This window comes from Ancylomarina sp. YFZ004 (genome assembly GCF_054254355.1).
The window spans coordinates 22692-49317 of record NZ_JBTCHQ010000019.1; the positions used below are offsets into that span (position 1 = coordinate 22692).

The 26626-nt window shown below is 36.3% G+C and carries 17 protein-coding genes and 1 pseudogene; 10 read left to right on the plus strand and 8 right to left on the minus strand.

All coding sequences use genetic code 11. The features are described from left to right. Position 1: 1 nt before the first annotated feature. From ACXR6G_RS19500 to ACXR6G_RS19510, 3 genes are read right to left on the minus strand one after another with little or no spacing between them, the layout of a single operon-like run. Positions 2 to 3115, minus strand: a complete 3114-nt coding sequence (locus tag ACXR6G_RS19500; protein WP_458363129.1) for an efflux RND transporter permease subunit — start codon at positions 3113 to 3115, stop codon at positions 2 to 4. A 24-nt stretch (positions 3116 to 3139) separates the two neighbouring features. Then, the gene (locus ACXR6G_RS19505) at positions 3140 to 4225 is read right to left on the minus strand and encodes an efflux RND transporter periplasmic adaptor subunit (protein WP_458363130.1); all 1086 of its coding nucleotides are present in this window, start codon (positions 4223 to 4225) and stop codon (positions 3140 to 3142) included. 33 nt (positions 4226 to 4258) lie between these two features. Then, a complete protein-coding gene (locus tag ACXR6G_RS19510; protein WP_458363131.1) occupies positions 4259 to 6601 on the minus strand; it encodes a TolC family protein in 2343 nt (780 codons plus the stop codon). 324 nt (positions 6602 to 6925) lie between these two features. Here ACXR6G_RS19510 and ruvX point away from each other — a divergent pair, with 324 nt between their 5' ends. The 5 genes from ruvX to ACXR6G_RS19535 all read left to right on the plus strand — a co-directional run bounded on the left by ruvX (position 6926) and on the right by ACXR6G_RS19535 (position 13199). Continuing rightward, entirely contained in the window at positions 6926 to 7348 is a 423-nt protein-coding gene (gene ruvX / locus ACXR6G_RS19515) for a Holliday junction resolvase RuvX (protein WP_458363132.1), read from the plus strand. Positions 7349 to 7392: 44 nt separating this feature from the next. After that, the gene (gene def, locus ACXR6G_RS19520) at positions 7393 to 7947 is read left to right on the plus strand and encodes a peptide deformylase (protein WP_458363133.1); all 555 of its coding nucleotides are present in this window, start codon (positions 7393 to 7395) and stop codon (positions 7945 to 7947) included. Between the two features lie 145 nt (positions 7948 to 8092). Further along, positions 8093 to 10147, plus strand: coding sequence for a ComEC/Rec2 family competence protein (locus ACXR6G_RS19525; RefSeq protein WP_458363134.1), 2055 nt, complete (start codon positions 8093 to 8095; stop codon positions 10145 to 10147). 229 nt (positions 10148 to 10376) lie between these two features. After that, on the plus strand, positions 10377 to 11717 hold the full coding sequence (gene trkA, locus ACXR6G_RS19530) for a Trk system potassium transporter TrkA (protein ID WP_458363135.1): 1341 nt from the start codon (positions 10377 to 10379) through the stop codon (positions 11715 to 11717). A gap of 33 nt (positions 11718 to 11750) precedes the next feature. Then, positions 11751 to 13199 carry a TrkH family potassium uptake protein gene (locus ACXR6G_RS19535; protein ID WP_458363136.1) on the plus strand — a complete coding sequence of 483 codons (1449 nt, stop codon included), beginning with the start codon at positions 11751 to 11753 and terminating at the stop codon, positions 13197 to 13199. A gap of 79 nt (positions 13200 to 13278) precedes the next feature. On the opposite strand, the gene ACXR6G_RS19540 is transcribed toward ACXR6G_RS19535, so the two are convergent. Beyond that, positions 13279 to 14046 (minus strand): TrmH family RNA methyltransferase, encoded by a 768-nt coding sequence (locus tag ACXR6G_RS19540; protein ID WP_458363137.1) that lies wholly within the window; start codon positions 14044 to 14046, stop codon positions 13279 to 13281. A gap of 172 nt (positions 14047 to 14218) precedes the next feature. Between ACXR6G_RS19540 and tamL the strand changes: the two genes are divergently transcribed. The 5 genes from tamL (at position 14219) to ACXR6G_RS19565 (ending at position 23274) form a co-directional block, all read left to right on the plus strand. After that, positions 14219 to 16540, plus strand: coding sequence for a translocation and assembly module lipoprotein TamL (gene tamL, locus ACXR6G_RS19545; RefSeq protein ID WP_458363138.1), 2322 nt, complete (start codon positions 14219 to 14221; stop codon positions 16538 to 16540). A gap of 232 nt (positions 16541 to 16772) precedes the next feature. Continuing rightward, on the plus strand, positions 16773 to 17849 hold the full coding sequence (gene fbaA / locus ACXR6G_RS19550; protein ID WP_458363139.1) for a class II fructose-bisphosphate aldolase: 1077 nt from the start codon (positions 16773 to 16775) through the stop codon (positions 17847 to 17849). Between the two features lie 175 nt (positions 17850 to 18024). Next, the gene (locus ACXR6G_RS19555; protein ID WP_458363140.1) at positions 18025 to 19386 is read left to right on the plus strand and encodes a sodium-dependent transporter; all 1362 of its coding nucleotides are present in this window, start codon (positions 18025 to 18027) and stop codon (positions 19384 to 19386) included. Positions 19387 to 19726: 340 nt separating this feature from the next. Beyond that, on the plus strand, positions 19727 to 22279 hold the full coding sequence (locus ACXR6G_RS19560) for a bifunctional aconitate hydratase 2/2-methylisocitrate dehydratase (RefSeq protein ID WP_458363141.1): 2553 nt from the start codon (positions 19727 to 19729) through the stop codon (positions 22277 to 22279). A gap of 209 nt (positions 22280 to 22488) precedes the next feature. After that, a complete protein-coding gene (locus tag ACXR6G_RS19565; RefSeq protein WP_458363142.1) occupies positions 22489 to 23274 on the plus strand; it encodes an NAD(P)H-binding protein in 786 nt (261 codons plus the stop codon). Here the strand turns inward: ACXR6G_RS19565 and ACXR6G_RS19570 are convergent, their stop codons facing one another. The 4 genes and pseudogenes from ACXR6G_RS19570 to ACXR6G_RS19585 all read right to left on the minus strand — a co-directional run. Further along, positions 23275 to 24147 (minus strand): class I SAM-dependent methyltransferase, encoded by an 873-nt coding sequence (locus ACXR6G_RS19570; RefSeq protein WP_458363143.1) that lies wholly within the window; start codon positions 24145 to 24147, stop codon positions 23275 to 23277. 30 nt (positions 24148 to 24177) lie between these two features. Then, positions 24178 to 24888: an MgtC/SapB family protein gene (locus tag ACXR6G_RS19575; RefSeq protein ID WP_458363144.1), complete on the minus strand. Its 711-nt coding sequence runs from the start codon at positions 24886 to 24888 to the stop codon at positions 24178 to 24180. Positions 24889 to 24995: 107 nt separating this feature from the next. After that, positions 24996 to 25685: an NfeD family protein gene (locus ACXR6G_RS19580; RefSeq protein ID WP_458363153.1), complete on the minus strand. Its 690-nt coding sequence runs from the start codon at positions 25683 to 25685 to the stop codon at positions 24996 to 24998. A gap of 39 nt (positions 25686 to 25724) precedes the next feature. Beyond that, a pseudogene (locus ACXR6G_RS19585) lies at positions 25725 to 26411 on the minus strand (NfeD family protein); the annotation flags it as partial. Between the last annotated feature and the right edge of the window lie 215 nt (positions 26412 to 26626).

Genomic DNA, 26626 nt, shown 5'->3' on the forward strand with positions numbered 1-26626 from the left:
ATTAATCTTTTAATAAGGCCTCGTTGAATTTATAATCGGAGTAGTGAACCTTGTAGAGAATACTATAGAAAGCTGGGATAAACACCAGTGTGATTATAGTTCCAAACAATAGACCCACCATAATTGAAGCGGCCATAGGTTCCCACATTAACCCACCACCTAAGTAAAGTGGTATTAAACCGAGTGAGGTTGTAAATGTTGTCAATAAAATAGGTCGGAAACGCTGCAGACAAGCTGCAATTACTGCATCCTGAGCTGATCGTTTCAATTCATTAATCTCAATTTCTATTCTGTCGATGAGGACAATGGCATTGTTAATGACAATTCCGGCAAGGGAAATAATTCCAAGGAAAGCCATAAATCCAAAGTAAGATCTAAGAACAATTAAGCCAATAACCACACCGATTACTCCCAATGGAATGGTACTAACCACCATTAATGTTTTACGGAACGAGTTGAATTGTATAATCAGTAGAAGCAAAATAATGAATGCTGATAAAGGCAAATAGGCAATTACAGCACCCATATTATCTGCTGTACTTTTGCTATCACCGCCTAATGTGTAGATGTAACCCTCAGGCCAATTTGCAGTTTGCTCTTCGAGCCAAGGTGTCAATTCATTCATTATTTCAGAGGCGTTCCCCGTAACATTCAGCTCACTGGAAACATTAACACTTCGAATAAGATCGAGGCGCTTAATTTTTGCGTACTGCCATTGCGGAATAATGTTCGCAACCTGAGATAAGGGTACTGATCTTCCCGATTGTTGAGAAAAAACATTCATCGTTTCAATGGACTCGTAGCTTTGCTGCTGGCTATCGAATCCTCTCAAAAGAATAGGAATGTTTTTATCATCCTCACGGTATTCTCCTGTTTGGAAACCATCCAATACTGTTTTCAGTGAAGTGGCTATATCCTGATTGGTAATACCTGCAATTTGTGCATTGTTCTGGTTTATATCGATAATGAACTTCTTGGTTTTTGGTCCCCAATCGTCCTTCACATTCTTGGTTCCATTAATGGTAGACAATTTCGATTTAATCTGTTCTGATAATTCAGAAAGAATATCTGGATTTTGTCCTGAAACCTTAATCTCGATAGGTGTTCCACCACCACCAGCTCCCAAAGGACCAACTTTAATATCGGCATTGGGGAACTTAGAAAAGCAATATTCGTCCAAGCGCGTGATCAATTCATTATTCATTTCAAAAGAACTCGTGTTGACAAGAATATGGGCATAACTTGAGTTGGCTTCATCTTGTGAGTATCCTAAATCGTAAGAGTTAGGTCCTTGTCCGATATAAGATGACCAATCAGAGATGCCGTCGGTTCTGCTATCGTTTACCAATAGTTTATCAGCAATGAAATCTTCAATTTCTTCTACAACATTCTCTGTTTTTTCAATCTTAGTTCCCAAAGGCAGATTGATATCGATGGTGATCATATTACGATCACTATCTGGGAAAAACATGAATGGAACCATTCCAAATCCAAAAAGAGATAAAAAGAAAAGAGCGAAAATTCCGACGATTACTGAGCGCTTATACGCAAGCACAATCATAATAAGAGATTTGTAGTAAACCTTTAAGGCATCGAACATACGATCTACAAGAGCTGGTTTGCTTTCAGTTTTCGGCTTCACTTTAAGGAAAAAGAAACACATCATGGTGATGACGGTTAATGAAATAATCCATGAAGAAACCAAAGCTAAAGTAATCACCACGAAAATAGGTCCCATAATATCTCCCATAACTGATTCGGCTAGGTAGAATGATAAAAAGGCAGCTGATGTGGTTAAAGTTGAAATTAAAAGTGGAATGATGAGCTCTGTACATGAAGAAACGGCTGCATCTTTAGCAGAGGCTCCTTTCTCCATTTTAACCATTATAGATTCGGAAACCACAATGGCATTATCTACCATCATTCCTAATGCCATAATAAGAGCAGCTAAAGTAACCTGATTTAAGCCCATATTGATAAGTCCCATCAACATCAATGTTGCGATGGTAACAATAGGAATCAAACTGGCTACAATAAGTCCTGTTCTAAGTCCTAAAAACATCAGCATTACAAGCAATACAATCACGATAGATTGCATCAAGTTGCCAATAAAACTACCAATGCTTTTGTCTACAAAAGTATCTAAGGACGAAAGACGTTGTATTTCTAATCCAATTGGTAATTTCTTATTCCATTTAGACATGACTTTATCAACCTCTTCTCCAAGTTTTATAATGTTTGCCCCATCGATAAGCGATATTGACATGGAAATAGCTGGCTGGCCATTAACGTGAACAATAGAAGTTGCTGGCTCAACATAGCCTTTTCGAATAGTGGTAATATCTCGAAGCTGCACAACTTGCTTACCATCCCCAATTGGAATTAAGGTGTTCTGAATATCTTCAAGAGAGTCGTAATTACCTGTTGGCTCAAGAATAATTTTTTCATCTTCAAGATTAACTTCTCCACCCGAATCTAAAATATTGGTCGATGCAATGGTATTCTGCAGACTCGTCGAGGTTAGTCCATATTCTTTAAGCTGTGCTTCGTCGAATTCGATAAAAATACGCTCTTCCTGAACACCACCAAACTCGACTTTTGCGGCATCCTCCAGCTTGATTAAGTCATCGCGAAGATCGTCAGCATAGTCTTTCATTTCGGTATAAGAATAGCCATCGCTTATTAGGCCAACAATGATACCGTATACGACCCCAACATCGTCATCATTTAAGTTTGGATTTACGCCCTTTGGTAGACCTTTAATGCCATTAAGTTTGCGTCTTAAATTATCCCAAATACTTTGCAGTTCTTCAGGTGAAACTTTATCTTTTAGAGTAACCGAAACAATAGATAAGCCTGTTCGTGAGGTACTGTTTATTTCTTTTACTTCTGGAATTTCCTGTGCTTTTTTCTCTATTTTATCGGTAACTAAAAGCTCAACTCGCTCGGGGCTGGCTCCTGGAAACGAAGAGATAATTGTTGCAACCCTTACCGTGTAAGGCGGCATACTATCTCGAGGTAAAGATTTGTATAGCGTTAGTCCCATTATCACCACTACAGCAAGCAGTGTGAATGTAATTCGACTTTTTTCAATTGCGAATTTTGTAAGATTCATATTTGCTGATTTAAAGTGTTGATATTATTTAAGGCTAACTTTTTGTCCGTCAAGCAAGGTTTGTAAACCTGCTGTTGCCACCGTTTGTCCCGATTTTAATCCTTTTACAATCTCGAAACCTACAGGCGATAATTCGCCTATGGTAAAGTGTTGCTTTTTAATTAATCCAATTGATTCGCTCTGCTTCTCGATAAGGTAAACGAAGTTCCCTTTACTATCTTCCCCTACAGCCGAAATTGGAACGATCAACACTTCTTGATTATCTGTCTTTGGAAATGTAAAAGTGATATTGGCAGCCATTCCTGACTTGACTTCAGAGTTATGACCCAGAAGTTTAATTCTAACCGGGTAAGTAGCCGATCCACTTTCGATTGACGGCGCAATTTCTTTAACAACACCTTCGTAGCTTTTACCCTGAAGAGCTGGGAATTTTGCAGTAACTTTCATGCCTTTATGCACACGGTTAATCACATTTTCAGGCATTCCTAAGCTGATTTCCATAAAGCTTCCTGCATTTAAAATAGCGATAACGCTTCCCGAGCTAACATTCTCATTGTTCTCCACATTTTTTGAAGCTATAATACCACTGGCAGGTGCGTAGATAATACCATAACCAACTTGTTTTTTCTGGATTTCTACGCTACGTTTTTTCGATTCAAAATCAGCTTTCGCCGATGCAAAGGATGATTTCGCATTCTCGTAGTCACTTAAAGAGGCTGATCCCTTTTCAAAAAGAGTCTTGGTACGATCTAAGGTCGATGTGCTGGTGTTTAGATTTGATTTGGCACTATTCAAAGAAGAGATAGATTGCTCTAAAGATAAACGTGCTTCAGAGTTATCGATTTGAGCCAATAGATCACCTTTTGTAACTTTCTGACCAGCTGAAATATTCAAGGTTGTTAGGATACCACTGGTTCTAAAGCTTAAGTTGATTTCTTTGTCAGATCTAGCCGTTCCGTTGAATGATCTAACTTGTCCGATACCCGAATAACTAATTTCGGCATACTTAACGGGGCGTAATTTTTCTTTTTGTACTGGCTCTTTCTTGTCCGAACAAGCCGACCCAAGCATGACTATTGATAAAATTAATGTATAATATATAGATCGCATATGCTTAATATTTATAAGGTGGAAATGTGATTTTTAGTTTTGAACAATTTGCTTTCTAACCTGATTAATGAAGATTTGATTTTCTTCTTCGGAATGTAGCGTAAAGAAATACGACATGATTCGTTCGAGTTGCAAAATGCTCAGTTGAAAATTATAATCCGCATTGGCTTGTTGTTGCTGAGCCTGAAAATAAGCTTGCTGAGAATCGATTAGGGATGTAATGCCAATTGCTCCATTTGAATAGGAAACTTGCATTAATTCCAAACTCTCTTTGGCAGCCTCGGTTGAAACCTTTGATAACTCTATATTTGAAAACTGACTAACGATAGACAGGATAATATCATTGATATTTCTTTTGATAGATACAATGGCATCATCTCTCTGAATATTTAATTGGTCGCGTTGTATAAACGATTTTTGTCGGTTTATATTTCTTTGGTTCTTTTGAAAAATTGGAAGACTCACCTGTACACCAACATTATAGTAGCCATCAGGAGAACCTGTAAAACCTGTTGGGTATTTGCTCCCCTCACCATCTCGACTAAATGTATGGTTGTATTGCCCTTGCAAACCAATTGTTGGTAGAAACTTGCTTCTTTGGTAAAGCATTGCAGTTCGTTTGCTTGCGCTGATATTGTGTTGCAATGATTTTAACTCGTGAGCATTCTCAATGGCTTTTTCTTCGACAATACGAGTGAATTTCTCTCTTAAGAATGGATCATCAAGCATATTAAAAAACTTGAAATCACCTTTATCACCAGAATTCTTAAAATCTTCATTGAGAACATCAATTTTTAGTCCTATAGGGTTGTTTAGAATTTGATTCAGCTCATTGAAAGACTGATTGAGTTGTGTATAGCTGTTGACAATATTTTGTGTTGCCATTGCCAATTCACTTTTCCATCTCAAAACATCAGATTTTCCTGTTTGTCCTGCATCAAATTTTTGCTGAGCAATCTCATAATTCTGACGTGTAACTCTTAAATTCTCATCGTTTATTAAAAAATTAGCTTTAGAAATTAAAGAATTGTAATAGGCTACTCCCGCATTTAAGATGGCATCTTTCTCTTTCGAATTGTAGCTTTCCTTAGTAGCCTTCTTCAATTCTTTTTGAATTTTGATATTGGCACTGGCTTGTTCAGAGAAAATTAGCTGTTCAAATTTTATATTCCCCGATGTGCTGTATTCAGGATTCGATCCATTTGAAACTTTTGCAAGTTCAGGATCCAAATATGCACCACTAAAGGACGTTGATAAATCTGGCAGGTATTCACTCTTCGATAGCTTAACTTCTTGATTAGCCAGTTCGATGTTTTTCTGTTCTGCTTTTAGGTTCAAATTCTGATCCAGTACCTGCTCCAGAACCTCATGAAGTGTATATTGCTTTTGAAAAGAGATTTGATTCGCGTTCCCCACAATATTAGTTCTTAAAAGGAAACTGTATTTAAGAGGGAAGTTAATTTGAAAAGCCGTTTCTATATTTAGTGACAGTTTTGCCTCTATATCCATATAAATAGGAAGCTGAGCTAAATTATCTCCATGCACAGCCGATTCAATATTCAACGCAATCCGTCTGAAAAATTGATCCAGATTATTTATGGGCTGAGAGGTTAAAAGAACGCCATAATCAGAAAAGTGTTCATCGATAGAGGTGAAGCTAGGCAGTTTTCGTTCGTTAATCTTATTAACCAAACGTGCTTGCTCGTCTTTACTGAAAAACAGTCCGCCAGATAGGTAAACCGCATCAAGTGATTTTAATTTACCATCAATATCATTAGCTTGATTGATCGTGATAAGAACATACTCAGCTTCTATCGTTTTAAATATTTCATCTATGGTTTCCTTAACCGGATGTATTTTAGTTAAGTAATCGTCAACTATAATTCCAATCTTCTTAAAAGGGAATATTTCCTTAAACTGCAACAAATCTCTTTTATACGATTTGGGAGTGAGTATATAAGTCAGGTTAGGAATGTTAGAACTAAGCTGTCCTTCAGGAAAAGTGATGAAATCGTCGTTGATAACGCCAAAAAGAATAACTGGCTTTGGAAATGCTTTGTTCTTAGCAATCACATAGTTGTTGACTGATCCAAAAGAGAGGATTAGATCAACATCGTCTGATTGAACCATGTTTTCGTAATTGCTTTTGGCTTTATCAAGATTCAAATCATTCAATAGAACGAACGAATCTTTGAATACGATATTCGCTGATTGACCAACAACCGACTTAATCTCATCTTTAAGTTGAATGAGAATTTGATCTGTTTCAGGAATAAGCTTATCGCCTAGTATTGCGATATGGTAATCTTTCTGTTGCTGAGCAAAACCAGCAATAGAAGTGAATAGTAAAATGATTAGAATAATCTTGTTCTTCATGTTTAAATACATTTAGAAATTTAAATTGGTTTTCTTAGTTGTCATCTTGTAATCTGGAGCAAAAGTAATAGGAAGTAATATACAAAAAAAATAAGTCGTTGAAGTTGATTGGATTATCGGTGAAACAGCATTATGAGTAGGTAAATACATCGATCCAACTATTACTAAACATAAGACTGTGTTTTATATTCTGATTATACCATCAATTGAGAATCTTTGCATTATGGTCTAAATTAAGGTAATAATGCGATTATAAAGTCTTTGAGTTTACGCTTCCATTAAGTTTTTCTATCTTTGCCCATCAAATAAAAAAAGATACGAACCTTGGCACGACTTTTAGCTATAGATTACGGTAGAAAACGAGTGGGATTAGCTGTAAGTGACCCGATGCAAATTATTGCAAATGGATTGGATACGGTTCATGCCAAAGATGTTTTGGATTACATTCAAAAGTATATGGAGACCGAAGAGGTTGAGTGTATTGTCGTAGGCTATCCAAAGCAATTGAATAACGAGGATAGCGAATCGATGAAATATTTGAGACCTTTTCTTGGGCAATTGAAGAAGCGATTCCCAGATATGCCTATCGAAATGGTTGATGAACGTTTTACATCTAAAATTGCTTTTCAAACGATGATTGATGGTGGAATGACCAAGAAGCAGAGAAGAGATAAGGCGGTTATCGATAAAATTAGTGCAACCATTATACTACAGTCGTATATGGAAGCCAAAAGAAACATGTTTTAATAAATTACCAATTGACTTCGCTCAGTTGATTTAAGCAATAAAGAATGATTTTACCCATTACAATTTACGGGCATCCAGTTTTACGAAAAGTAGCAAAGGATATTGATAAGGATTATCCAAATTTGGAGAAATTTATGGCAGATATGTGGCAAACCATGTATTTTGCTGATGGTGTTGGTTTAGCAGCTCCACAAGTAGGACGATCAATTCGTATGTTTGTGCTCGATTGCTCAAATTTTGAAGATGAAGAGCCTGAATTAGAAGGTTTCAAGAAGATGTTTATCAATGCTCAGATTACAGAACGTAATGGCGAGGAGTGGAGTATGTCTGAAGGTTGTTTGAGTATTCCTGGCTTAAATGAAGATGTGACTCGACCTGAAAGCATCAAAATTGAGTATTACGATGAGAATTGGGCGTTTCATGAGGAAGAATATTCTGGTTTTGCTGCTCGCGTTATTCAGCACGAGTACGATCACCTAGAAGGTATCATGTTCACTGACCATTGTTCGCCACTTCGCAAGCGTCTTTTAAAATCGAAGCTGACAGGTATCTCTAAAGGTAAATTCGACGCTAAATATCGATTTAATCTAGCAAAATAATAAGATAGCAGAACTTAGATTCCTAAGGAAATGCGCTTAATATAAAATTGAAAATCCTCTTACTCTTCTGAGTAAGAGGATTTTTTTTTTGATTTAATCAACTTGCTTTACTAATTTAATATTTCTTTAAATATAGATTAGTAAGATGTATTTCAGGGAATTCCTACACACAGTGCCTTTTATTCGACTACTATTGCCTTTCACTTTAGGCATCGTTTTGTCTGAGTTTTTTGTTGTGGATAATTGGCTGATATATAGCTTAATTTCCCTCTCGTTTCTTTCACTTCTTATTTTTCAATCGCTTCCTTTTTTCAGAAAATCATATGCTTACAGCTTTATTTATGGCATCTTCATTTTTCTTTTCGTTATAGGTTCTGGATATATAAGAGTCTATCATTCCAATGCAAGAATGACTTTATCATCTGTTGATTCAATTACAGCTTTTAAGGGAAACTTAAAAAGGAGTCCAGATGAAAAAGCCAAATCGATGGCTTGTGTTATAGAACTAAAAGAGGTTTACAATAAAGATAGATGGGAAAATACGAATGTACAAGTTCTATTATATCTAGCTAAAGATTCCTTATCCAGAGAATTAGAAGCTGGCGATGAAATTTTGGTGTCGTCAAAGCTCGAGAGAGTTAAGAATAATGGTAATCCCAACGAATTCGACTACGCGAAATATTTACAACATCGTTATATTTTATATTCGACCTATGTGAGAGGTTCATCCTGGAAGTTGATCGAGAAAAATAAAAGCTTTAGTTTTAAGCATATAGCAGTTGCATGGAGACAGAGGCTTTTAAATATCTATAAAAAGGCTGGCTTGAAGAATGAAGCCTATGAGATTTTAGCTGCTCTTACTTTAGGTGCTCGGGAAGAAGTTTCTGAAGATGTTAAATCAGTTTGGTCGGCTGCTGGGGCAACTCATGTACTAGCTGTTTCGGGACTGCATGTCGGAATCATATTTGGCGTGATGCAATTTTTGCTTAGTTTTCTAGCAGGTTCTATGCTTGGACGTTTTATTCGAGGCGTGATACTCCTAGCTTGTTTGTGGTCATATGCTTTATTAACAGGTTTGTCTCCATCGGTAATGCGAGCTGCAAGTATGTTTTCAATTCTAGCTATTGCACTCATGATTAATCGAAAGGGAACCATTTATAATTCCTTGTCCATATCAGCTCTATTATTACTTCTGATTGATCCTTTTGTTTTATTCAACGTCGGTTTTCAGTTTTCATACTTAGCTGTAGTAAGTATTGTTTTTTTTCAACCCAAATTTGAAAATATGATTAAGGTAAATTCTTTTGTTTTGCGTTGGTCATGGCGATTATTCACAGTCTCTTTAGCCGCACAAATTGGAACATTTCCTCTAGCTATCTATTATTTTCATCAGTTTCCAGCCTACTTTTTTCTATCGAATTTTGTGATTATCCCCGTTGCTGGATTATTAATTTATGGTTCAGCTCTATTGCTTATTTTCTCCGACATCGAACTTCTTACTAAGTGGTTCACTTATCTGCTACAGCATTTTGTAGAGCTTATTCATGGCTTGATTTATCAAATTCAAGCTTTGCCAGGTGCCTTAGTTGAAAGAATCACATTTACATCATTGCAAGTTGTGTTTCTCTACTGTTTAATTATTGGCTTAGCATTCAGTGTTTTTGGAAAAAGTAAGAAAGCTCTTTTTGCGAGTGTCATTTTCTTAATAGCCTTTCAGCTTATACATATTTCTGATCTGGATAGAAGTCAATCGAGTGAATTACTTGTGTTTAATGTTCATAAACAATCTCTAATATGCATTAGAGATGGTCAGAATATTTTAGTCTTGAGTGATACAATTCTTACTGAAAAGCAGAAGAATCGTTTGCTTTATCCTTATGCTATGGCAAAAGGGGTGAAGCATTATTCATATGAACTTCTAAAAGAAAATGAGCTTCGTGTTTTAAATGATAAAACGATTGCAATAGTAGGTAATTCAGCACTTAAAGAGAATGTGAAAGATTTAAAAGTGGATTACCTGATTCTAAGAAATAATGCCAATGGGTATGAGAAACTTACCAAAGAATTTAAAGGGAAAGCTCTTGTTAGGGATGCGAGTAATTATCCTCAAAAAGATAGGAAATCGCCTGATGATTCCAATACACGAATATGGGACACACGCATAAAGGGTTCGTTTTGTATTCCTTTGAGTGTAGATTGATAATTCTAAGTGTATAATATTCGCTTTATAAATTATTAATAGTCAGTTCATTTTCAGATAGTTTCTTCTGAAAAATCGTGTTCCAATAGCTAGCATAATTTTGAAAGATATTATTTTTGCATATTATGCTGTATATTTAAATGATAATGTTTTATTTTGCCGTTTCGTTTTTGATCAATTCATATAAATAATGACTCCTTGATCGAAGAAGTTCAAATTAAATACCGTTATGAAGATTGTAATTGCTGGAGCAGGCGCAGTAGGAACTCACCTGGCAAAAATGCTAAGTCATCAGGATCATGATATTGTTTTGATTGATAGTGATGAAGAAAAATTAAAGCTGATAGATTCTCATATGGATCTGTTAACTATTGTTGGGTCAAGTTCCTCTATTAAAGATCTAAAAGAGGCTAACGTTAAGAAAGCTGATCTCTTTATAGCTGTAACACAATCTGAAGAGACTAATATCATTTCGAGTCTACTTGCTAAGAAACTTGGAGCAAAACGTACTATTGCACGTATTGACAATCAAGAATACTTAATCCCGGAAAATAAGGAATTTCTAAAGAGTTTAGGAATAGATGAATTCGTTTATCCTGAACGATTGGCTGCAAAAGAAGTCATCAATTATCTATCACGTTCTGGAACGCGTCAGATGTACGAGTTTTCAGGTGGTAAATTATTGCTGTATGGTATTAAAATAAGCAGTAAGTCTGTGATTATGGATAAAACCTTAGCTGAGGTTTCACAATTGACTGGCGATAATGATTATAGAGCTGTGGCTATTAAGCGTGATGGATTAACCATTATTCCACGCGGTCATAATCGATTTACGAGAGGCGACTTGGTTTTTGTAATCAGTAAAGCTGAGAGTATCGATAAAGTGATGAGCCTTGCAGGAAAAGAGAATTATAAGATTAAAAAAGCAATGATTTTAGGCGGTAGTCGTATTGGTTTTAAAACGGCTAGTGAACTTGAGCAGACTTTAGATCTTAAGTTGCTTGAAATTGATAAGAACAAAAGCATCAAGTTGGCCGATGCACTCGAAAAAACCCTGGTTATTAATGGTGATGGTCGTGATATGGATTTGTTGCGAGAAGAAGGAATTCAGAAAATGGATGCTTTTGTTGCCGTAACCGGAAACTCGGAGACCAATATACTGGCTTGCTTGTTGGCTAGTAAAATGGGCGTAAAACGTACTATTGCTGAAGTTGAAAATATCGATTATATCGATTTGGCAGATAGCATTGGTGTTGGTGCCATGATTAATAAAAAGCTTTTAGCTGCCAGTTATATTTATCGATTTACCATGGATGCTGATGTTCAGCATTGCAAATGGCTAACTGTCTCAGATGCCGAGGTTATTGAACTCGTTGTTCAGCCTAATTCCAAAATTACAATGGGTAAGTTGAAAGATATTGACTTTCCGGAGGATGCTAATATTGGAGGTATTATCCGGGGTGACCAAGGCATTATTGCAATGGGAGATACTCAGATTCAGGCAGGCGACCAAGTTGTGGTCTTTACTTTGCCTTCAGCCATCAAGAAAGTTGAAAAGATTTTTAAATAGTTTGATATTTGAAATAGAATTTAAGTTTGAACTGTGATTAGAAAAAAAATAATATTCAACATCCTAGGAAAACTACTCGTTGGGGAAAGTGTCTTCCTTTTTCTCTCTTTATTGATTTCTCTTATTTATCAAGAATCTGATACAAAGGCTTTTCTGTACTCTGGTCTTATCACATTTGCTGTGGGAGCATTGAGTTATTTATCTTCGAAGGGTGTTAAAAAAGACATGGGAAAGCGTGAAGGCTACATTATTGTGAGCCTCGTGTGGGTTGTATTCTCTATTTTCGGTTGTTTACCCTATTTGTTTAGTGGATTTATACCATCGGTAACCGATGCTTTTTTTGAAACCATGTCTGGTTTTACGACTACGGGTTCTTCTATTTTGAATAATATAGAGGAATTGCCACATGGCATTTTATTTTGGCGATCATTAACTCAGTGGCTTGGAGGAATGGGAATTATTGTCATGTTCTTAGCTATTCTACCAACTCTGGGTATTGGTGGACGTGAGCTTTTTTGCGCCGAAGTTCCAGGTCCTGCTCCTGATAAGTTGACTCCAAGAATAAAAGAAACCGCTCGTAATCTTTGGGGTTTATATGCTTCTTTTACAGCAATTGAATGTGTTTTATTAATGTTTGGTGGCATGACATTTTTCGATGCCATTAATCATTCTTTAACAACAATGGCAACGGGTGGTTATTCGACTAAGCAAGCCAGTGTGGGTTATTTTGATTCAGCTTATTTGCAATATGTCATTATAGCTTTCATGTTTATTGCCGGAACAAATTTCACTTTATCATATGCTGTCGTTACAGGGCGCTTTCATAAGCTGTTTAAAGATGAAGAATTTCGTTTTTATTCTCTTGTGATTTTATTATTCACTTCTATAATCACTGCAGGAATCATTGTAACGTCTAATATGGGGTATGAGCAGGCTTTTCGTGATGCCCTATTTACGGTTGTTTCTATTATTACAACAACGGGTTATGCAACAGCTGACTATTTGTTGTGGATGCCTTTCTTAGGTATGCTAATTTTTGTATTGATGTTTGTGGGTGGTTCTGCAGGTTCTACAGGAGGTGGTGTGAAAGTCGTGAGAATATTACTTTTATTCAAGAACAGTTTCTACGAACTAAAGCGATTGATTCATCCCAATGCCGTTATTCCAACACGATACAACCAACGAGTTGTTGATGACCGTACTGTAACAAATATCCTTGCCTTTTTTGTTTTCTATATCATCATCTTCATGTTTTCAACTGTGGTGATGTCTTTTTGGAGTGCAGATATTTTCTCAGCCTTAAGTGCTGTGGCAACCACATTAGGTAATATTGGTCCTGGCTTTAGTGAGATAGGCCCGATGGAAAACTTCTCAAAATTGCCAAACTTTGCGAAATGGTTCCTTTCTTTCTTAATGCTTTTGGGACGACTAGAACTCTTTACTGTTTTGGTATTATTCTCGCCTTCATTCTGGAAAGAATAAATGAACTTAAATATAGGAAACAAAAAAATGCAGTCTTTAATATAGACTGCATTTTTTGTATCTGAGAGTTTTATTTATTTTAAAGCTGACGTCTTCTAAATTCGGAGCAAACAATAGAACAGGCAACTGAAACGTTCAAGGATTCAGAGGTTGCTTGATCGCTTGGGAAATTGGGTATGAATAGCTTTTTGCTGACAAGTGGTTTTAATGCAGGAGAGATACCTTTCCCTTCATTACCCATAATAATAAAACCTTGCGTACTTAGTTCACTCTTATAGATTGTTTCACCTTCAAGAAAAGTTCCATAAACGGGGAAATTTGGCGAAACGAATTCATCGACAAGCGGTGGTAAATCGGTATAAATAATTTTCACACGAGCTAATGCTCCCATGGTCGCTTGAATGACTTTCGGATTATATAAGTCGACTGTATTTCTGGAACAGAAAATGTGATTAATACCAAACCAATCGGCAATTCTAATAATTGTGCCTAAATTTCCAGGATCTTGAACATCATCAAGCAAGATAGACAAGGAATGCTTAATATCATTTTTGTCAAAGTCTGTATTAGGAATTTTAAAAACCCCAATGATATCTGAGGGTGTCTTCAAACTGCTGATTTTTTTTAGATCAGAAGCATCACATTCAATAAGTTCAATATTTTTGTTGTGCTTTATAAGATCATTGGTATTCGCATTTTTCGTGTGAATGATATACTTGGTTTCTAGTTTAGATTCCAGTAGATCAGTGATCAATTTATAGCCTTCAGCAACAAAAAGCTGATGTTGATCTCTAAATTTCTTTTTCTGTAAACTACTAATGAGTTTGATCTGATTTTTTGAAAGCACAATAATTGAATTGAATTTTTAACTTTGAAATATTAATCAGGCTAAAATGTTCTTGAAGATAAGTATCTTTGTAAAATTAATAACTACTAATACAATACACTACTTGAAACCTAATCATAAATACAAAAATAGTTATTTTTTTCTATCCTTAATCTTCGCCATATTTTTAATTATGGGGACCGTGTCTTGTTCTACGACTAAGTATGTGGGGGATAATGAATATCTTTTAAGTAAGGTGAGTGTTAAGGTTGATAATAAACATATTTCATCAAGCGAACTCAATCAAAATATTAAACAACAACCGAACATTAAAATTCTGGGTATCTGGAAATTCCATTTGGGCTTATATAATCTTTCTGGGAAAAATAAGAAGAAAGGTATTAATAAGTGGTTAAGCCGAATTGGAGAAGAACCTGTTATCTATGAAGATTATCAAACTCAAAGATCAAAAATTCAACTAGGGATATATTTGAGAAAAAAGGGATACTACAATGCAACAATTGAAGATACCGTTATTTTTAGAAGAAAAAAGGCGAAGCTAAAATTCAAAATTACAGCCGGGGTACCTTATCGATTTAGAAATGTCTACGATGAAAAAGCTGATCTACCTCGTAATTTTATATCATCCTATCAGAATCTTAAGGAAATAAGTGATAGTTCGCTGATTAGGCAATATTTGGTTTCTGATTCTGTAAATAGTGAAATTAAAACGGGGCAGAACGTAGATTCTGATATTTTGGGAAAAGAACGTGCACGTATTTCAAAGTTGATGAAGAATAAGGGTTACTTCAACTTTTCTAAGGAGTACATTCATTTTATGATGGATAGTGTAGGTAAGGATCATCAGATGGATGTTTTTATTGGGATTAAGAAACCGCAGGCTTCCAATGTTGAGCGTAAGTACCGCATTAGATCTATCATCGTTAATTCTGATTACGATCCCAAGCCTGTTTTATTGAATGACTCAATATATCTAAGTAAGCTTGATACATTGAATCATGAAAAATGCCAATTTATCTATACAAAGAAACTGAATATAAAACCAGATGTTATTATAAATTCATTGGGATTTCAACCAGGCAGTCTATATGATTTATCGAAAGTAGAATATTCTTATAGACGACTTCAGGCCTTAAATCAATATAAATTCGTAAATATTAGATTCGAAGTTGATACTGAAGCTGAAAATGAATTTGAAGGCAGTTTGAATTGTTTTATTCAACTATCACCTCATAAGAGACAAGCTTATACGGTTGAGCTTGAAGGAACCAACTCTTCGGGTAATATCGGTTTCGCTGGGAAAGTTAATTACCAGCATAAGAATCTGTTACGTGGTGCTGAAATCTTAGATATCCGTCTGTCTAATGCAACAGAGACGGTAAAGTCAAGCGACAATAAAAATTTCTTTTCAAAAGAGTATGGTGGTGAAATAAGTTTAAATACACCTAAGTTTTTGTTACCTTTTCTTAACGCCAATCGTTTTAAAAAGAAATACAATCCAAAAACAAGACTATCTTTAGCTTATAGTTATCAAGAACGGCCTGATTATACTAGAACACAGGTTGATGCTAGTTTTGGTTATAATTGGAAATCATCGCGATATTTGACTCATAATCTTAATTTGATTGAGTTGAGTTTTGTTGAGGTGAAGAATCTGAGTGATGATTTTATTAATGATATTAATAATTTGTATATCGCCAATTCCTTCACTGATCACGTAATATCTACAACCCGATATTCTTTCATTTATAATAATCAAAACCTCAATAAACTTAGTAACTATACTTATTTACGTTTTGGTTTCGAGACTGCTGGAAATACCCTGAAAACTATTGATCAACTGGTCGGTTCAACAAAGAATAACGACTTTAATGATAAAGGGGAATTAGAAGGGACTTATTATGATTTACTGGGGATTCGCTATGCGCAATATATGAAAATTGATATCGATTATCGATACAATTGGCATTTGAACAAGGCTAATACATTTGTTGGACGTTTTTTTATGGGCTTGGGATATGCCTATGGCAATCTTGAGGTATTACCTTTTGAGAAAAGTTACTTTTCGGGTGGAGCCAATGGCCTTCGTGCCTGGCAAGTTCGATCTCTCGGACCAGGTTCTTATTCCAACGATGAGGCAATCTATCCAAACAATACTGCCGATTTAAAATTGGAGGCGAATTTAGAATACCGTTTTAAATTAATTTGGAAATTTGAAGGTGCAATGTTTTTAGACGCTGGAAATATTTGGGCGATCTCATCTAAAGATAATCGTCCGGGAGCTATATTTGATATTAAAAATTTCTATAAAGAGGTTGCTTTAGGAACTGGTGTTGGAGCTCGTGTTGACTTAAATTTTATTCTTTTTAGATTAGATTTGGGACTTAAATTAAGAGATCCATCATTGGCTGGGGATAAGCGATGGATTATTGGAAATAGAACATTTAAGTTCTCTCAGCTAACCTATAATATCGGTATTGGCTATCCATTTTAAATTGCATTCGTTTGCGGGATTTTCTTAGTGAAAAAAGGATGCAAATTCTATTATTTCTTTTTAACTTCGTACTTAGGTTAGGAATATATCTAGAGAATACTACTAGAACCACATGTAATTTAGAACCATTTAATAAAAATAGATTATAAGAAATATAACATCTTTCAAGCCTGAAAGTTTGTGTAATTCTTCTCATAGATTCTTGAGTTAATCTTATCAAAAACTATCACATATGAAAAAAGTATTAGAAGTAGTTAAGCCAGGTGTTATCACAGGTGATGATGTCCAAAAGTTATTTCAGGTTGCAAAACAAGAAGGATTTGCTATTCCTGCTGTAAATGTAGTAAATACAAATTCGATCAATGCAGCTCTTGAAGCTGGACGCGAAGCTAACTCTCCTATTATTATTCAATTCTCGAATGGTGGAGCTTCATTTTTCGCTGGAAAAGGTATTGCTGCTAATGGGCATGATGCTGCTGTTATTGGTGCTGTTGCTGGTGCTAAGTATGTTCATGCTGTAGCTGAGCATTACGGTATTCCAGTTATTTTGCATACTGACCACGCTGCTAAAAAATTATTACCTTGGATCGACGGTCTTTTGGATGCTGGTGAAGAATTTTTCGCGCAAACAGGTAAGCCATTGTTTAGTTCTCATATGTTAGATTTGTCTGAAGAGCCTTTAGATGAAAATATTGGTACTTGTGCTAAATATTTAGAGCGCATGGACAAAATAGGAATGACTATTGAGATTGAGCTTGGTTGTACAGGAGGAGAAGAAGATGGTGTTGATAACACTGAAATGGATAACTCTTTATTATATACTCAACCTGCTGATGTCGCTTTAGCTTACGAAACTTTATTAAAAGTATCTTCTCGTTTCACTATTGCTGCTTCTTTTGGTAATGTACATGGTGTATATAAGCCAGGTAATGTTGTCTTGACTCCAAAGATTCTATTAAACTCTCAGTCATTTATTTCTGAGAAATATGGTGTTGCTGAAAATACTGTTGATTTTGTATTCCATGGCGGATCAGGTTCATCAGCAGAGGAAATTCGCGAAGCGATTTCTTATGGTGTTGTTAAGATGAACATAGATACTGATACTCAGTGGGCATGTTGGGATGGTGTTCGTACGTACGAAGCTAAGCACCGTGATTACCTTCAAGGACAGATTGGTAACCCTGATGGCGCAGAAAAGCCTAATAAGAAATATTACGACCCACGTAAATGGTTACGTGAAGGTGAGGTTTCAATGAAAGATCGTTTGGTTGTTGCTTTCAACGACCTAAATGCTGTAGGACGTAACTAATAACATCCTATTATAGATATTTAAAACCCGGACATTGTCCGGGTTTTTTTTGTATCTGTGTGATAATCATCATACATATTACTTGTGAGTTTTTGAGAATTTAGTTTCTTTATAGACTGATTATTCTAATCAGAAGCATCAGCTAATCCTAAATTGATAAAAGCCCCAATTCTATATGAAATCAGATAAAACACCCCCAGTAAGAGATGTATTTTCGAGTAAAATGGGCGTTATAGCCGCTGCTGCAGGTTCTGCAGTAGGTCTAGGGAATATCTGGAAGTTTCCTTATATCACAGGCGTCTATGGTGGTGCAGCTTTTCTATTTGTATATCTTGGTTTTATTGCTCTCATCGGTTTGCCCATTATGCTATCTGAGTTTATGATCGGGAGAAAATCAAGATCTAATGTCTTTGGAGCTTTTAAGAATTTGGCACCGAACTCGCCATGGAAATATGTGGGTGTATTAGGAGTAGCTGCAGCTGTTATGATTCTCTCCTTTTATGGGGTTGTAGCAGGTTGGAGTATCGATTATATTGTGAAATCTGTTACGGATAGTTTTGCAACTAAGAGCCCTGATGAGCTAGGGTCTATGTTTACGCAATTTATTGAAAAACCAGGCTTACCAATTTTTTACCAATTATCTTTCATGCTCATGACAATGGCAATTGTTATAATTGGAGTAAAAGATGGTATTGAGAAGTATGCAAAGATTTTGATGCCTATATTGATTCTTATAATTATCGTTCTAGATATACGAGCCATTACTTTGGATGGAGCAAGAGAGGGTTTGAATTTTCTCTTTCGCCCAGACTTCTCAAAATTGACCGCTGATGGTGTTTTAAGTGCATTGGGACATGCTTTCTTCTCTTTGAGTTTAGGCATGGGAACTCTGATAACTTATGGTTCCTATATAGGTAACCAGAATAATCTAGCCAAAACCGCACTACAGGTAACTATAGCCGATACCCTCATTGCAATTCTTGCTGGTATTGCCATTTTTCCTGCCGTATTTGCCTTTGGTATAGAGCCCAGCAGTGGTCCTGGACTTGTATTTATCACTCTGCCCAATGTGTTTCAACAGATGCCAGGTGGTTTCTTCTTTTCAATTCTATTCTTTCTCTTATTAACTGTGGCTGCCCTAACATCATCGATTTCGATACTTGAGGTTGTAGTGGCCTATTTTAGAGAAGAGTTAAAAATTAAAAGGACCTTAGCGACTATTTTAGCAACGGTGATGATTTCTATAGTTGGCATCTTTTGTTCCTTATCAATGGGCTTGTTAAAAGAGCAGACTATATTCGGTTTAAATTTCTTCGATTTGCTCGACTGGATATCCGCTAATATGCTATTGCCATTAGGTGGCCTATTTATATCATTATTTATTGGCTGGTATTGGGGGCGTAAGAGGATTGAAGAAGAATTAGCTAAAGGTTCTCAGTTATCCAAAGGAATAATCACCACTTTTATATTTGTTCTAAAATTCATCGCTCCAGGAGCTATTGCAATTGTCTTTTTGCATGGCCTAGGTCTTTTTTAATCATACGACTACTTTAGTTAGATTAAACGAGATGACTAAATCATGTCGTTTCGGTATATCTATTGTTTGGGAAGTGTTTTTGTGATGCCTTAATTTAGGAGAGTTCAAACTGCTTGAAATACTTAAGTTTTTTATGTTTTTTTAGACTGGCCGTAATATAGCATTTCCTTTGATTTAGGGTAGGGATTACCCCCATATTTCAAGTTCTAAAATATGATATAAAACACATGTTTTTCTGAATAGCGTAAATAGAAAAGCTCTAAGTTTGTTATGAATAAAGGAATATTTCCTTATTCTAAATACGAGGTTACGAAACTAACATAACCGTATCAACAAACTCATGATTGACGCATATTTAAAACACGAAGCAGCCCGCGCTACCAAAGGTATCCCGGCTTTGCCATTGAATGCAGAACAGACTGCAGAACTTTGCGAGTTATTGCAAAATCCTATCCAAGGGAAAGAGGATTTCCTATTGAATTTATTCAAAGAAAGAATCGCTCCTGGAGTTGATGATTCAACAAAAGTAAAAGCTGAATTTTTAGGACAGCTTTTAAAAGACGAATTGACTTCACCAATCATCACAAAATCTGAAGCAATTAAGATTTTAGGAACAATGATGGGTGGTTACAACGTAACCGCTTTGGTTGAAGCTTTACAAGACGAAGTTTTAGCTGAAGAGGCTGCAGAAGCTCTTAAAGGAATTGTACTTGTTTACGATTCTTTCCAAACTATTGCAGATCTTGCTAAGAACAATACTGCTGCTAAGAGCGTGATTGAATCTTGGGCAAACGCAGAGTGGTTTACTACTCGTGCAGAATTGCCAGAAGAAATCAAACTTAAAGTTTATAAAGTAGAAGGTGAAATCAATACAGATGATTTCTCTCCTGCATCTCAGGCGTTTACGCGTCCTGATATTCCATTGCATGCTTTAGCTATGGGTGCTGGCCGTTTCGAAGACGGTATCGACACGATTGCTGGATGGAGAAAAGAAGGTCACAAAGTTGCTTTCGTAGGTGACGTTGTAGGTACTGGATCTTCTCGTAAGTCAGCTGCTAACTCATTACTATGGCATATTGGTGAGGATATTCCATGTGTACCAAACAAGCGTACTGCTGGTGTGGTTATTGGTGGTGCTATCGCTCCAATTTTCTATAATACAACTCAGGATTCAGGTGGATTACCAATCATAACTGATGTTTCTGTATTGAATACAGGTGATGAAATCATCATCAACAATGTAAAAGGTGAAATTACTCGCAATGGCGAAGTGGTTTGTACTTATTCTTTAGCTCCTGATACATTAACTGACGAGTACCGTGCAGGTGGTCGTATTCCATTGATCATCGGTAAAGCATTAACTGAAAAGTCTCGTACTTTATTAGGAATGCCTGCTGCTGATATTTTTACTGTTGCGAATAATCCAGAGCCTAAGGCTAATCAGGGTTATACAATGGCTCAAAAATTGGTAGGTAAAGCTTGTGGTGTTGAAGGCGTATTGCCAGGAACATCATGTGCTCCAAAAATGACAACTGTTGGATCTCAAGATACAACGGGTCCTATGACTCGTGATGAGATTAAAGAGTTGGCATGTTTGAAGTTCGAAGCGCCAATGTTTATGCAATCATTCTGTCATACTGCAGCTTATCCAAAAGCGACTGACGTGGCAATGCACAAAAGTATGCCTAAGTTCATGTCTGAGCGTAAAGGTGTGCCTTTGAAGCAAGGTGATGGTGTTATTCACTCATGGTTGAACCGTTTATTGGTTCCTGATACTGTTGGTACAGGTGGTGATTCTCATACACGTTTCCCATTAGGGATTTCTTTCCCAGCTGGTTCTGGTTTGGTTGCCTTTGCAGGTGCTTTAGGTTTCATGCCTTTGGATATGCCAGAATCTATTCTTATTAAATTTAAAGGAAAATTGAATACGGGTATCACTTTACGTGATGTCGTAAATGCAATTCCTTATTTTGCGATTCAGAACGGACAGTTAACTGTACCTAAGAAGAACAAAATCAATATATTCAGCGGTAAAATTATCGAGATGGAAGGTCTTGAGGATATTACAGTTGAGCAAGCTTTCGAATTAACGGATGCGACTGCTGAGCGTTCTGCTGCTGCAGGTTGTATTAAGTTATCAGAAGAGCGTGTTATTGAGTACGTGAAGTCTAACGTTGCCTTGATGGAATCAATGATCAAGATGGGTTATGATGATGCTCAAACAATTCAAAACCGTATTGATGCTTGTAACGAGTGGTTAGCTAACCCAGTGTTGCTTTCAAGAGACGATAATGCTGAATATGCTGCAACAATCGAGATCGATCTTTCTGAAATTCACGAGCCTATTCTTTGTTGTCCTAACGATCCTGATGACGTAAAATTACTTTCTGATGTTCAGAACACTGAAATTCAGGATGTATTCATCGGTTCATGTATGACAAACATTGGTCACTTCCGTGCTTGTGAGAAAGTTTGGAGTGGATTAACGCCATCTGATAAGGTAAGAACATATATGGCACCTCCAACTCGTATGGATCAGGCTGTATTGAAAGAAGAAGCGACATTTGCTACTTTCTCTCAGCTAGGTGTTCGTATTGAGACTCCTGGATGTTCACTTTGTATGGGTAACCAACTTCGTGTTCCAGATAAGGTGAATGTATATTCTACTTCAACTCGTAACTTTAACAACCGTATGGGTACAGGTGCTCAGGTTTGGTTAGGTTCTGCTGAACTTGGTGCTGTTGTTTCTGTATTAGGAAAACTACCTACTCCAGCTGAGTATTTGGATATTTACAAAGATAAGATCCAAGCTCACGAAGCTGAAGTTTACAAATACATGCAGTTTGATGAAATGGATATGGAGGATGCTCTATACCAACGTCGCGATCTGTAATTAATTATTGATTCGATCAGTTTACTATATGAAGTGAATTGATCGGATCACTTTTGAGCTTTAAGATTGGACAACCTTAAAGCTTCAACCCAAAGCCGAAGATCTATTCTTCGGCTTTTTTATTTTTAATAAAGGTGATGAATTCAATAATTTTATAAATCTTTGTTTTCAGTCATAACATCTCAGAATAATAATTTAATAGCCTACTTATGCAAACGTCTAATTCGAAATCTATCAGTATCCTATCCTGTGGTTGGTTAGGCGAATCCCTAGCAATGGATTTTATAGGAAAAGGTTTTAATGTAAAAGGGGCTACTACCAATCTTGATAAAAAAGAACGTTTATCTGAGAAAGGGATTGAAGTTTTTCAGATTCGTTTTGAAGACTTGAATGATGATATGAGGGCCTTCTTGAATACGGATGTTTTGGTTCTTAATTTAACGATTAAGGATCTTGAACTCTACAAACAATTCTTGCCTGTATTGGAACAGTCATCAGTAAAGAAATTGATACTGATTAGTTCAACAGGTGTTTATAAAAATTCAGCTAAGATAGTTGATGAGCATTCAGATTTAAGTGAATCTCCTTGGGTAGCAATAGAGAATTTGTTGAAAGGAAATAAGAATTATCAGACAACTGTTCTTAGATTCTCAGGTCTTTTTGGTGGTAATAGAAAACCAGGTAATTTCCTGTCTGGGAAGACAGTGAAAAATGCTGATGCACCCGTCAATCTGATTCATCGTGATGATTGTATTCAAATCATCAATGAAATCATAAATCAAGATGTGTGGGAAGAATGTTTTAACTGTACAGCTGATACCCATCCTTCTAAAAAGGAGTTTTATACTAAAGCTGCCGAGATTATTAGCGTGTCACTACCCATTTTCGACGAGGAGGAGGGAAGCCATTCTTCTTTTAAACTCATCACAAATGAAAAGCTTAAAAGAAGATTGAATTATAATTTTATTCATTCTGATTTGATGAAAGCCCTATAACTACTTTAAGGGTTTTTGTGCAATCATGCCAATCCATGAACTCTCAATTTCGTAGGGTTTTCCGCAAAGGTCGCTCCAAAAATCCTTGAGATCAAATTGGTGTTGCGTTAGCATTTCTTTGGCACGTTTCAGAGAGAAATAATGTTTCCAGATATGGTAGCTCTGCATGTTACCATCATTCATAATCAGCGTGTATTTCTCTAAACGAACTTTGTCTTTCTTATACTTGATATGTTCGTGTAGTAGCAAGTGTTCTTCCTCTTTCCAAAAGCCTTCTTCCTGACTTAAATACCAAGTTTGGTTCTCGTGTCCTTTTTTGAAAAATTGCTTGGTAAATAAATCGAATATCAAGTAACCTCCGGGTTTAAGAGCTTTACGAACCTTGGTAAGAAGCAAATCTCTTTCCTGATGTGAAAGCACACACAGATCACCATAAATAAGAGTGATCACATCAAATTCATTGCTGTAGTCTATCTCCAAATAATTTTGGCAGATATATTCGATATCGTATTTAGAAGCTTTAGCTTCTTCCTTGGCATAGTCGATTGAGCTTTGTGAAAAATCAATTCCAGTGACCTTAAAACCTTGCCCATGGAAATGTTCGCTATACAAACCAGGACCACAACCTAAGTCAAGTAAACGGGCACCTTGGGGCATATCCATATATTCAGTTAGCCACAAGACCGATTTGATTACAGTTTCGTATTTTCTTGAACCTTCATCACTTTCATCATCTAAATGAGCGTAAAGAATATGCTCGGAGATGTAGGGATCTTGCCAAAAGTTGACTTTATCTTTAGTGAAAAGCTTTGGTTTTTTAGTGATATTTTCCAGTTGGGAAAAATCAAGTTTCCCATTATTAATTAGGTTCATATACAGTTTGTGTAAGTGTAATTTTTAGTCTTAAACGATTTGATGAAGCTTTACTTTCTGAACGCCTTCTATCTCGCCAATTTCTTCAGAGAGGGTGTTAATTTTGACTTTTTCGTTGATCTGAATAACAAAATAGAGGCTGGTGCGTTTTTCATCAAATGTTTGTTCAATATCGATGGTTCTGATATTGACCTTGTGTTTTTTCAATAGCACTAGAATAGGATCTGTTTTTAGATCGAAACCAACCGAAGAATAGACACGTAGATGTTTGATAAATTTGGCTGGGAACAACCACTTCTCGAAGAAATCAAGAAAGAAAAGTGAAAATAGTAAGATGCCAGTTGCGATAGCTGTGGCCCAATACATACCTGCACCAATAGCCAAGCCTATAGCAGCAATCACCCAAATAGAGGCTGCTGTGGTCAATCCTTTCACATTAAAGCCAAATTTCATGATGGCTCCAGCACCCAGGAAACCAATACCCGATACAACTTGAGCAGCCAATCGAGCAGGATCTGCAGGTTGATATTGGCTAAATGTTTGGGGAATATAAATTGAAAGTAGCATAATAAGGGTTGCACCCATACTGATGAGAATATGTGTACGCAAACCAGCAGGCTGTTTATGATATTCTCGCTCAATACCCACTATAGCACTTACAACTAAACTAAGTAGCATTCTAAAAGCTATGGTTTCAGTTGTAATACTATTCTCATTTATTATTTCTTCAATCGATATCATATTTTCTTATTTGGTGCGCAAAGATAGGGATAAAGGCAAAAAAGCCAAGTGAAAAGCTTAAAGTGAAAAAAGATAAAGTGTAAAATGAAATAATCAAATTTATACATTTACTCATTGTCAGCTTTCATCACATAGACTTGCCCTGTTTCGTATCGAAGCACAAGCACTTCAGTTCCTTTGTTTATAAAACCATCTTCCGATTTGGCATCGTATATTTCTTCATTTATAATCACTTTCCCTGAGGGGCGAAGATCGGTTCCACAGAATCCCTTCTGTCCCACAAGTGACTTAGGACTCATGTCTACACCAATATAGCCTTCCTCAATTTTTCCTTCAGTCTTTAGAGCCAATCTGCCAAGAAAACCACTCCCCGCAAAAAGGCGTTTACTTAGATTAATTGACAAAATGATTGAGGTCAGCATAGAGAAGGTGACCAGAAGAATGGCTCCTAAAAGGGATTTGATATGTCGTGGCTCAAAATTAAAGTTCACGTTGTCTATTAAACTCAAACTAAGGCCTGATATGATGAATATAATACCAGAAACACCTGCAACGCCAAATCCGGGAACAACAAATATTTCAACCCCAAGCAAGGCGACGCCTATAATGAAAAGTATAATTTCCCAATTGGCAGCAAGACCGTCAAGGTAGAGCGGTGAGAAATAAAGAACAGCTGCAATTATCGAAGCAATTAAAGGAAAACCAATTCCTGGTGATTGCAATTCAAAATAAATTCCACCAATGAGAACCATAATGAGAAGACCTTGTAGCATCGGGTTCAGCATGAAATCAATCATCTTCTCAATACCAGAAGGTTCATATTTCTTAATTACATATTCTTCGATTTCTAATTGCTCTAAAACTTCTTTAACAGAGTTCGCCATTCCTTCGCAATAACCATTTTTAATAGCTTCGTTAGGCGTAAAAGTCAGAACCTTTCCCGTATCGATCACATTTTCGATATAGGTTCGAGGATCGACCATGGCTTCTGCAATAAGCGGGTCACGTTTCCATTTAATGATTGTATCACCATTCTGAATCAAAGTATCTTTTCCATGTGATTCGGCTGTGGCTCGCATAGTCGATCGCATATAGGATTGGTACTTATCAGGCATGGCTTCACCTGTCTGGTTGACAACGGTAGCAGCTCCAATATTAGCACCTGTTCGCATATAAATGCCATCGCAGGCAATAGAGATTAGTGCACCAGCTGATGCGGCATTATTATCGATATAGACATAAACTGGCATCTCAGAGTTTAGAATTGCTGTACGGATGGAGTCAGCATGAACCACCATACCACCATAAGTATTCATATGAATCAAAAAGATATCAGCATTCCATTCTTTAGCCTCCGAAAAAGCATCTTTGGTTTGTCGCCAAATTGGAGGTCCAATATCTTGCTTGATATCAAACTTATAAACCTTAGTTTTTGATACGTCAAGGCTATCACTTGTCTCTTGAGAAAATGAAACAAATGGAATGATTAGTAAGAGTAATAAACTGAGTATGCGAGTCTTCATATCTTAAAAGAGTTGAGTTAAGATGATATAATACTTATTAAAGATAATCATGAATTCAAATTAAAAAAATGATAGCAACGAATTCACACATTAAATTGATGAATTCTATTCGTGAATTCGTGACTCTTTTATATTTATTTCTTTGAAATTGTGTCTTTACGTTTAAAAGCTTTCGTATTTTCGAAGCTGATTATAATTCGACCTAAATAAAACGA